The 12,285-nt window shown below is 71.4% G+C and carries 13 protein-coding genes; 6 read left to right on the top strand and 7 right to left on the bottom strand.

The window, feature by feature from the left end:
* Positions 1–31 precede the first annotated feature (31 nt).
* Both ACFV0Q_RS29195 and ACFV0Q_RS29200 read right to left on the bottom strand, forming a co-directional pair.
* Positions 32–1,240, bottom strand: coding sequence for an outer membrane lipoprotein carrier protein LolA (locus tag ACFV0Q_RS29195; RefSeq protein ID WP_385009355.1), 1,209 nt, complete (start codon positions 1,238–1,240; stop codon positions 32–34).
* A 225-nt stretch (positions 1,241–1,465) separates the two neighbouring features.
* Complete coding sequence (locus ACFV0Q_RS29200) at positions 1,466–2,476, bottom strand: polyprenyl synthetase family protein (RefSeq protein ID WP_385009356.1); 1,011 nt, start codon at positions 2,474–2,476, stop codon at positions 1,466–1,468.
* A gap of 190 nt (positions 2,477–2,666) precedes the next feature.
* Here ACFV0Q_RS29200 and ACFV0Q_RS29205 point away from each other — a divergent pair, with 190 nt between their 5' ends.
* Positions 2,667–4,184, top strand: coding sequence for a peptide MFS transporter (locus ACFV0Q_RS29205; protein WP_385009357.1), 1,518 nt, complete (start codon positions 2,667–2,669; stop codon positions 4,182–4,184).
* Positions 4,185–4,205: 21 nt separating this feature from the next.
* Positions 4,206–6,215 carry a CocE/NonD family hydrolase gene (locus tag ACFV0Q_RS29210; protein ID WP_385009358.1) on the top strand — a complete coding sequence of 670 codons (2,010 nt, stop codon included), beginning with the start codon at positions 4,206–4,208 and terminating at the stop codon, positions 6,213–6,215.
* A gap of 109 nt (positions 6,216–6,324) precedes the next feature.
* Here the strand turns inward: ACFV0Q_RS29210 and ACFV0Q_RS29215 are convergent, their stop codons facing one another.
* From ACFV0Q_RS29215 to ACFV0Q_RS29225, 3 genes are all read right to left on the bottom strand, one after another.
* Positions 6,325–6,726 (bottom strand): hypothetical protein, encoded by a 402-nt coding sequence (locus tag ACFV0Q_RS29215; protein ID WP_385009359.1) that lies wholly within the window; start codon positions 6,724–6,726, stop codon positions 6,325–6,327.
* A gap of 168 nt (positions 6,727–6,894) precedes the next feature.
* Positions 6,895–7,104 carry a DUF397 domain-containing protein gene (locus tag ACFV0Q_RS29220; RefSeq protein WP_385009360.1) on the bottom strand — a complete coding sequence of 70 codons (210 nt, stop codon included), beginning with the start codon at positions 7,102–7,104 and terminating at the stop codon, positions 6,895–6,897.
* Positions 7,101–7,826, bottom strand: a complete 726-nt coding sequence (locus tag ACFV0Q_RS29225) for a DUF5753 domain-containing protein (protein WP_385009364.1) — start codon at positions 7,824–7,826, stop codon at positions 7,101–7,103. The genes ACFV0Q_RS29220 and ACFV0Q_RS29225 overlap by 4 nt, the downstream gene beginning before the upstream one ends.
* Between ACFV0Q_RS29225 and ACFV0Q_RS29230 the strand changes: the two genes are divergently transcribed.
* Complete coding sequence (locus tag ACFV0Q_RS29230; RefSeq protein WP_385009366.1) at positions 7,806–7,955, top strand: hypothetical protein; 150 nt, start codon at positions 7,806–7,808, stop codon at positions 7,953–7,955. The genes ACFV0Q_RS29225 and ACFV0Q_RS29230 overlap by 21 nt on opposite strands.
* A 103-nt stretch (positions 7,956–8,058) precedes the next feature.
* On the top strand, positions 8,059–8,448 hold the full coding sequence (locus tag ACFV0Q_RS29235; protein WP_385009367.1) for a hypothetical protein: 390 nt from the start codon (positions 8,059–8,061) through the stop codon (positions 8,446–8,448).
* Here the strand turns inward: ACFV0Q_RS29235 and ACFV0Q_RS29240 are convergent.
* Both ACFV0Q_RS29240 and ACFV0Q_RS29245 read right to left on the bottom strand, forming a co-directional pair.
* Positions 8,439–9,257, bottom strand: a complete 819-nt coding sequence (locus tag ACFV0Q_RS29240) for a Cof-type HAD-IIB family hydrolase (protein ID WP_385009361.1) — start codon at positions 9,255–9,257, stop codon at positions 8,439–8,441. The genes ACFV0Q_RS29235 and ACFV0Q_RS29240 overlap by 10 nt on opposite strands.
* 170 nt (positions 9,258–9,427) lie before the next feature.
* Positions 9,428–10,579, bottom strand: coding sequence for an RNA-guided endonuclease InsQ/TnpB family protein (locus tag ACFV0Q_RS29245; protein ID WP_385009365.1), 1,152 nt, complete (start codon positions 10,577–10,579; stop codon positions 9,428–9,430).
* A 37-nt stretch (positions 10,580–10,616) separates the two neighbouring features.
* Between ACFV0Q_RS29245 and ACFV0Q_RS29250 the strand changes: the two genes are divergently transcribed.
* Positions 10,617–10,766, top strand: a complete 150-nt coding sequence (locus tag ACFV0Q_RS29250; RefSeq protein ID WP_385009362.1) for an Arc family DNA-binding protein — start codon at positions 10,617–10,619, stop codon at positions 10,764–10,766.
* Positions 10,767–10,895: 129 nt separating this feature from the next.
* Positions 10,896–12,125 carry a fumarylacetoacetase gene (gene fahA / locus ACFV0Q_RS29255; protein ID WP_385009363.1) on the top strand — a complete coding sequence of 410 codons (1,230 nt, stop codon included), beginning with the start codon at positions 10,896–10,898 and terminating at the stop codon, positions 12,123–12,125.
* Positions 12,126–12,285: the final 160 nt, after the last annotated feature.

Here is a 12,285-nt window from a genome sequence, read left to right on the forward strand (position 1 = left end):
GGTCCCCGGCCACCCTTGGCGGTGCTGTCGCCTACTTGGCGGAGTCGGCCGTCTTCACCAGCTGGTCCTTGGTGACCGCGCCGACGTAGACCTTGCCGTCGTCGGTGATCAGCGCGTTGACCAGGCGGGTGGAGAAGATCCGGCCCTCGCCGAACTTCCCGCTGACCTTGTCACCGAGGGAGTCCATGAACTGCTTGGCCTCCTTCGGCGCGTTCTTGTCCTTCTGGATGTCGCCCAGGTTCTTGCCCGCGCCGGTGTCGATGCGCGCGACCGTCGCCCAGCCCTCGCCGAGGACCTTCACGTCGCCCTTGCCGTTGCCCGCGCCGCCGGTCAGCGCGTCCAGGCCGGGGAAGGACTCCAGCGCCTTGAACTCGTGGTCCTTGCCCTTCCCGCCCGCCTTGTCGGCGCCCTCGGTCACCTTGGCGCCCTTGGGCGGGGTGAAGGCGAAGGCGTCGGCGCCCGGCTTGGCGAAGTCGACCTGGGTGAAGCCCGCCTCGGCGATCGGCTTGCCGCCCTGGCTGGAGAGCACCTGGACGCGCAGCGGCACGCCGTTCTTCGCGTCGACGGCGATCTGGACGGAGCCGACGGTGGAGCCGCTCTGCTTGGGCTTCAGGACGAGCTGGTAGGCGTCCCGGCCGGCGACCTGCGCGGTGTCGCCCACGCTGAGGTCGGTGGTCGGGCCGGCCTGCTTGATGAGGTCCTGGGCGAGCTGCTGCGGCGAGGCCGCGAGCCGGTCGGCGGTCTTCTTGTGCTCCGCGCCCTTGCCCGCTTCGTGGCCGGGGTCCTTCTCGTGGAAGGCCTCCTTGGACTTGGAGTCGTAGCCCCAGACGTCGGCGCCGTTGTGGACGAGGGTGTACTCGTCCCTGCCGTCCAGGAAGGTCAGCTTCTGGCGGTCCGGGCCGTCGGCCGCGACGCGGAAGGTGTGCGTGCCGTTCGCGAGCTGCGCCACCTTGTCCTGCGGATCGGCGGACCCGCCCGCGACCCCGCCGCCGCCCAGCAGGCCGGAGGCGAGCGTGGGGAGGCCGAGGTCGGTGCTGAGCTTCGCCGTACCGGTCAGCTGCTGGACGTCGGAGGCCGCGACCTTCTCGATCAGCTGCTGCGCCGTCACCTTGGGCAGGTCCGGGCCGCCCGCGTTGGCGAAGGCCGGGACCATCGCCACGGTTGCCGCGGCGACGCCCGCCACCGCTACCGGTACGGCGTACCGGGCGGCCTTGCGAGAGGTCTTCGTGTTCGCTGCCATGTCAGTGCCCTGCCCTCTTGTGTCTACGGCGGCGACCCCCGTGTCGCCGCACTCACCCGATCCGGTGGGGTTGATGACTCCATCTGACCAAATGTGCGGCTCCGGGGCGTCAGCCCCCGGACGCAACTGCGTGTACGACCGTGGGATGACACGGAAGGGGCCCCTCACCCCCGACCCGTAGGGGTCGCCGGGGGCGGAGGGGCCCTTTCCACCGTCCAGGGGTGCTCAGCCGGCGCGGTGGACCACCGCGTCGCAGAGCTCCTCCAGTGCCGACTTCGCGAAGCACTCCGGCAGCGGGGCGAGCGTGGCGCGCGCGTCCTCCGCGTACTGGATGGTGTCGCGGCGGGCCCGCTCCAGCGCGGGGTGCACCCGCAGCCGGGAGAGCACCTCGGCGTGCCGGGCGTCGTCGGTCAGGTCCCCGTCGAGGAGGCGTACGAGTTCCAGGTCCTCCTCGCGCCCGTCCCGCTCGGCCATCTCCCGCAGCCGCAGCACCGGGAGCGTGGGGATGCCCTCGCGCAGGTCGGTGCCGGGGGTCTTGCCGGACTCGTGCGAGTCGGAGGCGATGTCGAGGACGTCGTCGGCGAGCTGGAAGGCGGTGCCGAGGCGTTCGCCGTACTGGGTCAGGATGTCGACGACCGACTCGTCGGCGCCGGACATCAGCGCGCCGAAGCGGCCGGAGACCGCGATCAGCGAGCCCGTCTTGCCGGCGATGACGTCGAGGTAGTGGGCGACGGGGTCGCGGCCGTCGCGCGGGCCGGCCGTCTCCAGGATCTGGCCCGTCACCAGCCGCTCGAAGGCCTCGGCCTGGATGCGGACGGCCTCCGGTCCGAGGTCGGCCAGGATGTGCGAGGCGCGGGCGAACAGGAAGTCACCCGTCAGGACGGCCACGGAGTTGCCCCAGCGGGCGTTGGCGCTCTCCACCCCGCGGCGTACGTCCGCCTCGTCCATGACGTCGTCGTGGTAGAGCGTGGCGAGGTGCGTGAGCTCCACGACCACGGCGGAGGGGACGATCCCGGGGGCGTACGGATCGCCGAAGCGGGAGGCGAGCATCACCAGCAAAGGCCGGAATCGCTTGCCACCGGCGCGCACCAGATGCTGCGCTGCCTCGGTGATGAAGGGGACTTCGCTCTTGGTGGCTTCCAGCAGACCCGCCTCGACGGCGGCCAGTCCGGCCTGGACATCGGTCTCAAGAGCCTGGTCCCGCACGCTCAGTCCGAACGGCCCGACGACGGTCACGAGGGGTACTCCTGTCTGCTGACGATCACGTTGACGATCACCTGGATTGTCGATGTGTCGCTGCCATCACTCAAGCCAGCGTATCCGGTCTGTTTTCGATCACCCAGAGCGCCTGCCCCGCCACCACGCGCGCATCGCCCGATGTGCACCGGTATGTTCTGTGGAAGCCGAAACAACCGGAGAATATGTTTTGTCCAGAACTGCGACCGATATAGACGAGCCCAGGGATCCGAAAGCCGACCAGTCGCCACCCGGCGACGACCACGCGTTCCTGGGGCATCCCCGGGGCCTGGCCACGCTCTCCGGGCTGGAGGTCTGGGAGCGGTTCTCCTTCCTGGGCATGCAGGCCATCCTGGTCCTCTATTTCGCGGACACCGTCGCGAACGGCGGCCTGGGCATGGACCCGGCCACCGCCGCCTCCCTCTCGGCGGCCTACGGGACCATGGTCTACCTCGTCTCCGTGGCCGGCGGATGGCTCGCCGACCGCATCCTCGGTTCGTACCGCGCCGTCCTCTTCGGCGGCATCCTGATCGCCTGCGGCCACTACGCCATGGCCGTGCCCACGGCCGCCATGACCTGGGCGGGCCTCGGCCTGATCAGCGCGGGCACCGGCCTGCTCAAGCCCAACGTGGCCAGCATGGTCGGCACGCTGTACCGGACGGACGACGAGCGGCGCGACGCCGGCTTCGCCCTCTACTACACGGCCATCAACATCGGCGCCTTCGCCGGCCCGCTCGTCACCGCCTGGCTCGGCGAACACCAGGGCTGGCACTGGGGCTTCTCGGCCGCCGCCATCGGCATGACCGCCGGGCTCGTCCAGTACGTCCTGGGACGCCGCCATCTGGCCGGGCGCAAGCACTCGGCCGAGTACGCCCTGGCCCCCGACGCGATGCGGCGCGCCGTGTGGCGGATCGCCGGCGGCTGCGTCGCGTTCGCCGTCGCCGCCACCCTGCTGGCGGTCGTCGGCTGGTTGACGATGGGCCGTTTCGTCGACCTCCTGACCCTCGTCTCGGTGATCGCCCCGGTCGTCTACTTCGCGGTCATGTTCCGCAGCCCGCGCGTCACCACCGAGGAGCGCGGACGGCTGCGCCCGTACGTGGTGCTCTTCCTGGCCTCCGTCGCCTTCAACTTCATCCTCTTCCAGGCCTACTCGACGATGATGCTGCTGGCCTCGGCGAACGCCCGGACCGAGATCCTCGGCTTCCACTTCCCGGCCGGCTGGTACGCGTCCGCCCTCGGCGCCTTCGAGGTGGCCCTCGCCCCGGTGGTGGCCGCGCTGTGGGTGCGGATGGGCCCCCGCCAGCCGCACGCCTCCAACAAGATCGCCATCGGGGTGATCCTGGGCGGCCTGTCCTTCCTGCTGATGGTGATCCCCACCTCCGGGCACGAGGGGGACGCGTACCAGATGGCCGCCTGGTGGATCGTCGGCTCGTACCTGCTGCTGGGGCTCGGCGACGTCCTGCTGGAGACCTCCGGCATGTCGGCCACCACCAAACTCGCCCCCAAGGCCTACGCCGGCCAGACGATGGCCCTGTGGTTCCTCTCCCTGGCCCTCGCCAACGGCATCCAGGCCCAGGTGGTCAAGTTCTACGGCGAGGTGTCCAACCCCGTGTACTTCGGCGTCAACGGCGCCGTCGCGGTCGCGGTCGGCCTGGCCGTGATCGCGATGGCCCCCTGGCTGCGCCGCACCATGCATCCCGTCCACTGAGGGACCGGTGAACAGACTCCGATGATCATCCGTACCGATTTCCCGTACGCGACCGCCCACGAGGACGTCCGGATCCCGATGCCCGACGGCGTCGAGCTGTACGCGCGGATCTGGCGCCCCGTGACGGACGAACCCGTCCCGGCCCTGCTGGAGTACCTCCCGTACCGGCTGACGGACTGGACCGCCCCGCGCGACCGCCAGCGCCACCCCTGGTACGCGGGCCACGGCTACGCCTCCGTACGGGTCGACGTGCGCGGCCACGGCAACAGCGGGGGCCGGCCCGGCGACGAGTACGACGCCCGGGAGCTGGCCGACGGGGTCGCGGTGGTGGAGTGGCTCGCGGCGCAGCCGTGGTGCACGGGCGCGGTGGGCATGTTCGGGATCTCCTGGGGCGGCTTCAACAGCCTCCAGATCGCCGCGCTGGCCCCCGAGGCGCTGAAGGCGGTCGTCACCGTCTGCTCCACCGACGACCGCTACGACAACGACGTGCACTACATGGGCGGCTCCGTGCTCGCCGTGGACATGCACGCCTGGGCGGCCACCATGCTGGCCTTCGCCTGCCGCCCGCCGGACCCGCTGTACGCGGGGGACGGCTGGCGACAGCAGTGGCTGGACCGGCTGGAGGGCGTGGAACCCCTGATCCACACCTGGCTCTCGCACCAGACCCGCGACGACTACTGGCGCCACGGCAGCGTCTGCGAGGACTACGGGGCGGTCCGGGCGGCCGTACTGGCCGTCGGCGGCTGGCACGACCCGTACCGGGACACGGTGCTGCGGCTGGTCTCCGCGCTGCCCGCGTCCCGGGTGCGGGGGCTGATCGGACCCTGGTCGCACCAGTACCCGGACCGCGGGCTGCCGCCGGGCCCGGCCATCGGCTTCCTGCAGGAGACCCTGCGGTGGTGGGACCACTGGCTCAAGGGCGAGGACAACGGGGTCATGGAGGAGCCGCTGCTGCGCTCCTGGATCAGCGAGTCGCACCCGCCGGCGACCGTGTACGAGCGGCTGGAGGGCCGCTGGGTCGGCGACCGGGCGTGGCCCTCGCCGGCGGTGGTCCCCGTCTCGTACGGGCTCCAGGGCGGGCCGGTGCTCATCGCGTCGCCGCAGCACACCGGGATCGACGCGGGCCGCTTCTTCCCCTACGGCAACGACGCCGACCTGCCGCCGGACCAGCGGGAGGAGGACGCGAAGTCGGCCTGCTTCGAGTTCCCGGTGGCGGCGGGGGGCGAGCCGGTCGAGATCCTGGGCCGCCCGGCGGTGACGCTGCGGCTGCGGATGGACGTCCCGTACGGGCAGGTCGTGGCGCGGCTGTGCGACGTCGCCCCCGACGGGTCCTCGACGCTCGTCACCCGGGGCGCCCTCAACCTCTCCGCGCGGCGGGGGCGGGACCGGGCGGTGCCGTGGACGCCGGGGGCGCGGGAGGACGTCGGCTTCGAGCTGAACGGCATCGGGCACTCCTTCCCGCCGGGGCACCGGATCCGGCTCGCGCTGTCGTCCGCGTACTGGCCGTGGATCTGGCCGCGGGCCGGCTCCGAGGCGGGCTGGACCCTCGAACCGGAGGGCAGCACGCTGGAACTCCCGATCCGCGCGGGGTCGCCTTCGACGGACCACGGGATCGTGTTCGAGGCGCCGGAACAGGCGGAGCCGCTGGGGGTGGTCTACCCGGAGACGCTGGACGCGCCGCGGCCGGAACGGGTCGTCGTACGGGACGTCGCGCGGGGGGCGTGGCGGCTGGAGGTGGCCCCCCGGTACGGCGGGACGCGGGTGTACCCGGACGGGCTGGAGTTCAGCGAGGACGCGGAGGAGGTGTACGAGATCCAGGACGCGGACCCGCTGTCCGCGTCGACGCGCTCGGAGTGGCGGATCCGGCTGCACCGGCCGGAACTGGGCTGGGACACGCGGGTGGAGACCCGGTCGGAGATCACGTGCGACGAGGGCGGGTTCCTGACGGTGAACGAGGTGGTGTGCCGCGAGGGCGACAAGGTCGTCTTCCACCGCACCTGGGAACGCCGCCTCCCGAGAGCGGCGGGGTAAGCCCCCGTACGCGTCAGCCCCGCGTCCCGGCCCCGGGCGGAGCGCGTTCCGCCCGGGGCCCCTTCGCCGGCGGTCGGGCGCCGTCGAAGGGCGCGACGGGGGGGAGGACTCAGCCCCCGCAGCTGAGGCAGTCCCAGGCGCTCCAGTTCGCGCCGGGGGCGGTGCGGAGTCGGCCCCACGTCTGGGTGTTGGATCCCTTGGCGTAGATCCAGATGGCCTGGGGGCCTATGTCGGTCTGCTCCCGGATGCTGATCTTGCTCCACACGGTTCCGCCGAGGGAGTACCAGCCGGACCACTGTCCGTTGGTGGTCCAGCGGGTCCACACGGCGTAGTCGGTACCGACCAGGAACTGTTCGCGCTGGTCCCCCGGAAGCGCGTGGTTGGTGACGCCGTACTCGCAGATGTACTGGGCGCCCCCGGTGCTGCACGGGGCGGCCTGAGCCGGCGCGGTGGCGACGGCGAGGCCGGCCACGGCGGCCAACGCGACGAGGGCGGCCTGGATCTTCTTCACAGCTGGTGACACTCCTTCGATGACACGCCGGGACGCTGTCGGTCAGCCAACTCCCGTACGCCTGTTCACCCTAGCGAAGCGCCCTCCACCCCCGACTCCAGGCCACCACACCCCGCACCGCCGGCCCGGCCGCGCCCCGGGCGACCCGCCCGGGACCCGACTCCACGGTCAGACGGTGCCGAAGGCACCGCCCTTGACGCCGTCCACGAACGAGGCGAACGCCCCAGCGGGGACTGACAGAACCGGACCGTTCTGGACCTTCGAGTCACGCACGGGGACCACTCCGCGCGGGGCGACGAGGTTGACGGCGACCTCGACGCACTGGCCGCCGTTGTCGCTGTAGGAGGACGTGAACCAGCGGGGGGATTCGGTCGTCACGAGCTGCCCTTTCGTAGCTGTTCGATCAGGGCCACGGATGCCGCCTGGGTGCATGCCTCGGCCTGGAGTTGATGGTAGGCCGTCAACATGGGCACCACGGAGTTGTTGTCCCGCTCCAGATGGCCCCGTTGGGCGGATTCGGCGTACGACATGATCGAGCGATCTGACAAGGTCAGCACGGTGACGGGCAGGTTGAACGGCCTGCGCTCCCCCATCTCGAACGGTGCGATCTGGAGCACCGTGTTCGGCAGTTCGGCGAATTCGAGCAGCCGCGTGAACTGCTCCCGCATGACGTCGGGTCCGCCGAGCGGACGGCGGATGCAGCTCTCGTCGAGTACCGCGAGGATCATCGGGGCGGGAGTGCGCAGGAGCACGTCCTGCCGGTCCGCGACGATCGAGACGCGCTCGGCCGCCTGGTCGGCGGTGATGGCTCCACGCTTGACAGCGCTCTGCGCGAGCACCGTCGCGTACTCCGGCGTCTGGAGCAGACCCGGTATGACGCCGACCTCGTACAGCCGGATTTCCGCCGCCCTGCTCTCGTAGCCGAGGAACTCCGGGAAGCCCTCCAGCAGGACTCCGTGGCGGATCTCCCGCCACTGGCGTTCGAACGTGTCCTCGGTCCCCACCAGCCCGAAGACCGCGTCCGCACTGCGCGAGAAGCGCAGAGTCGAAATCTTGCGCCCGGTTTCCACGGCGGAGATGTGCGTGGCGGAGAACCCCAGCTGCGGCCCGTGCGGGACGGTCCGGAGTGGGAGGCGGAGCCGCGCGAGGTGCGGCTCGCCGACCCGTTGGAGCGGCTCCGCGCCGAGACCGCCCGGCGCAACGCCGTGAGCCGGGAGGGGCTGCTGTGAAGGACGGTCCGCGCGCCGACGCGTGGCGCGCCGTCGCCGTCGCCGTCGGGGCCGTCGCCTGGGTCTGCTGCGTGGCCTGTCTCGTCGCCCGGGGGTGGGCCGCGTGAGGACCGCCTGCGGCGCGGCCGGCCTCCTGTCGGCCGCGCACCTGGACGCCCTCGCCGAACTGGTCGCCGGGAACGCGCACGTCCTGCGGGCCGTGCTCGGCGAAGGTCCCGAGCTGCGGTGCGCCCTCGAAGAACACTCCGGCCCGCACATGGACCTGGTCCACGACTCCGGCGCCGGCCGGGTCCTGTGGGCCCAGTGGTCCGAGCCGGACACCGGGGGGCTCGACACCGTCCTCGCGCTCCCCGACTGCCCGGCCGTCACCCGCCGCGGCCCGGGCTGCTGGGCGTACCTGTCCCACCCCGGCGCGCACACCTGGCAGCTCACGCCGCTCTGGGCCACCGGGATGAGCCCGGCGGCGCGCCAGGAGGCGGCGCGTCAGGCGTAGAGGCGCTCCAGGACCACCGCGACGCCATCCGCCTCGTTCGAGAGCGTGGTCTCGTCGGCCACGGCGAGGAGTTCGGGGTGGGCGTTGGCCATGGCCACCCCGTGGGCAGCCCACGCGAACATCGGAATGTCGTTCGGCATGTCGCCGAAGGCGATCGTCGTGGACGGCGCCAGCCCCAGCACCTCCGCCGCCCGCCCGAGCCCGCTCGCCTTGTCGATGCCCGGCGGCTGGAGTTCCACGGTGTGTTCCCCGGCCATCGTGACGTTCACCAGGTCCCCGACCACCGCCCGCGCCACCCGCGTCAGCTCGTCGTCGTCCAGCCGCGGGTGCTGGAGCAGCACCTTGTTGATCGGCGCCGCCCACAGGCCCTCCCGCCTCGGCACCCGCACCGTCGGCAGGTGCGGATGCCACATGCGGTAGCCGGGCCCCATCAGCATCTCCGCGTCCAGGCCCTCCTGGTTGACCGCCGCGTAGACATCGCCGATCTCCGCCTCGATCTTCCCGAGGGCCACCTCCGCCAGTCCCCGGTCCATGGAGACGGAGTGCAGCAGGAGTCCGCGCGCCGCGTCGTACACCTGCGCGCCCTGCCCGCACACCGCGAGCCCCGTATAGCCGAGGTCGTCCAGGACATGCCGGACCTGTGGCACGGGGCGGCCGGTAACGACGATGTGCTGGGCGCCGGCGGCGCGCGCCGTCGCGAGCGCCGCGTACGAGCGGGCGGAGACGGTGTCCCCGGCGCGCAGCAGAGTCCCGTCCAGGTCAGTGGCGATCAAGGCATAAGGAAGGGCCGGAGGCGGAGCGGAAGTCACCCCGCCAAGGATACGGACCGCCTTGGACAAGTCCTACAATTGACGTCTTCTCCACCTGAAGGTGGAGAATTCCCGCCTGGCCGCCGTTGTTGAGCGGCGGACTTCGGGTGGTTCCTGCTTCATCGCCCACAGCCCGGCTCGCCGAGTCTTACACGGGCTCCACAGGCGTTTTACCTCTCGGCCCGCCCGGCCGCGAGGAGTTGGCGCCCTTCGGCGCGAAGGTTGATTTCGGCGTTACCGTCCCTGTCGTGCCTGGCTCCGCAGTCGCACACCCACTGCCGGATGTGAAGCTGTTCGCGGCCCCTGGGGCCAGTGAGCGCGCCGCACTGCGAGCACAGTTGGGTGGAGGGGAACCACCTGCCCACCTTGGCGAAGCCGCGCCCGTACCGTACGCACTTGGCTTCGAGAATGCGGGCGAACGTGCCGAGCGACTGGTCGTGCACGGATTTGCCGAACCGGACGGAGCGGGCCATGCCCTTCACGTTCAGGTCCTCCAGGTAGGCCGCTTGGCTCTCGCGGACGATCCGGGTGGTTTCCTGTTCGATGAAGTCGCGTCGCTGATCTGCGATGCGCGCATGAACCTTGGCTAGAGCCAGCTTGGCTTTGCGGCGGTTGTTGCTGCCCGTCTGGCACCTGCCGAGTTTGCGCTGAGCACGGCGGAGCTTCTTCTCCCGGCGGCGAAAGAACTTCGGAGAGGCGATCTTCCTGCCGCGCAGCACGGCGTAGGAGGACAGGCCCAGGTCGATACCGGTGTCGGTCTCTTCCCAGTCCAGCTCGGGGAGCGGCTTGTCCTCGGCCTCGACCACGAACGAGGCGAAGTACCGCCCGGACGCGTCCTTGATGATCGTGACCGACGAGGGGTCGGAGGGAAGCCCGCGCGACCAGCGGACCGCTACATCACCGATCTTCGGAAGCCGGAGCGCACGATCCTCGGTGATGGAAAAACGTGCAGCCTTGGTGAACCTGACCGCTTGGCGGCCAGCCTTCCTCTTGAAGCGCGGCGGCCCCATCTTCGGGCCCTTGCGGGTTCCCTCCCCGGAGGCGAAGAAGTTGCTGTACGCGGCGCCCAGATCCCGCAGGGACGATTGGAGTACGACCGCCGAGACCTCGCCGAGCCAGGAACGCTCCTCGGTCTTCTTCGCCTCCGTGATCACCAGCTTGGCCAGCTCGACGATCGACGGGACGGGCTTGCCCTGCTTATAGGCGTCCCGGCGAATGCCCAGAGCGTTGTTCCAGACAACGCGGGCGCACCCGAACGCCTTCGCCAGCTCGATCCCCTGTGAGGCGCTCGGGTACACGCGGAACTGGTACCTGAGCTTCATAACGATCACGATACCAGCGTGCACCTATGATGGTGTCATGATTCAGCTGACCCTACGCCTCCCCGATGACATCCACGCCCGGCTGACCGCTCAGGCAGAAGCCGACCGGCGGTCCCTCAACTCCGAGATCGTCTACCTGCTTGAGGTCGCGCTCACCGCCGTAGGCGGCAACGACGAATCGCCCTGACGGCGATTCGTCCCCCCTGCCCCGCTATGCGGGAGCGAATCCGGCCTCCCACAGACCCCAACAGCCACGTAACGTGTCAACCAGCCCCCGGGACACCCCCGGACCGCATCGAAAGCGAGGCAGTACCCCATGCCCCAGCAGAGCCCCCTCGATGTTCCCGAGGGCGACCCGTTCGGGCCGCACAACCTCCCGTACGGCGTCTTCTCCACCCCGCAGGAGCCGGGGCGGCGCCGGGTCGGCGTGCGGATCGGCGGGTACGTGCTCGACGCGGGGGCCGTCGCCGTCGCGCTCGGTTCCCCGTACGCCGGGCTGCTCGGCCGGGACTCGCTCAACCCGCTGCTCGCCGCGGGCCGCACCGCCTGGCGCGACGTGCGCCGCGCGCTGACCGCCTGGGTCACCGACCCCGGCCACCGCGCCACCGTCGAACCGCACCTGCTCCCGCTCGACGCCGTCACCCTGCACCTGCCGTACGAGGTCGCGGACTACGTCGACTTCTACGCGAGCGAGCACCACGCCACCAACGTCGGCACGATGTTCCGCCCGGACGGCGACGCGCTGACCCCCAACTGGAAGCACCTGCCGATCGGTTACCACGGCCGCTCGGGCACCATCGTCGTCTCGGGCACGGACGTCGTACGTCCCTCCGGGCAGCGCAAGGCGCCCGCCGACCCGGCGCCCGTCTTCGGGCCGTCCGTGAAGCTCGACATCGAGGCCGAGGTCGGTTTCGTCGTCGGCACCCCCTCCGAGCTGGGCAGCCCGGTGGCGCTCGGCGACTTCGAGGACCACGTCTTCGGGCTGTTCCTCCTCAACGACTGGTCCGCGCGGGACATCCAGGCCTGGGAGTACGTGCCGCTCGGCCCCTTCCTCGGCAAGTCCTTCGCCACCTCCGTCTCCGCCTGGGTGACCCCCCTGGAGGCCCTGGACGCGGCCCGGGTCGCCCCGCCCGCCCGGGACTTCCCGCTCCTGCCCTACCTCGACGACGCCGACAGCGACCGCCCCGGCGGCTTCGACCTGCGCATCACCGTCTCCATCAACGGGCAGGAGGTGGCGCGCCCGCCGTTCGCCGGCATGTACTGGACCGCCGCCCAGCAGCTGGCGCACATGACCGTCAACGGCGCCTCGCTGCGCACGGGCGACGTGTACGGCTCCGGCACCGTCAGCGGCCCGGAGGTGGACCAGCGCGGTTCCCTGCTGGAGCTGACCTGGAACGGCCGCGACGCCATCGAGCTCGCCGACGGCAAGCGCACCTTCCTGGAGGACGGCGACACCGTCACCCTGACCGCCTGGGCCCCCGGCGCCGACGGCACCCGCGTCGGCCTCGGCGAGGTCACCGGCCGCATCGTGGCAGCCGCCCGCTGACCCCCTCGACGGGGTGGCGGATCCCGCCGCCGCCCCGTCGCCGGACCCCGCGCCTAGGCCGCCCGGGCGGCCCGACCACCCGTACGCTCCCCACCCGTGGCGGGGCGGGGCGAGCGAAGCGACGCTGCTCGCATGGTCCCTCGCCACACGAAGCTCATCT

This window comes from Streptomyces sp. NPDC059564 (assembly GCF_042735575.1).
GTDB lineage: Bacteria > Actinomycetota > Actinomycetes > Streptomycetales > Streptomycetaceae > Streptomyces.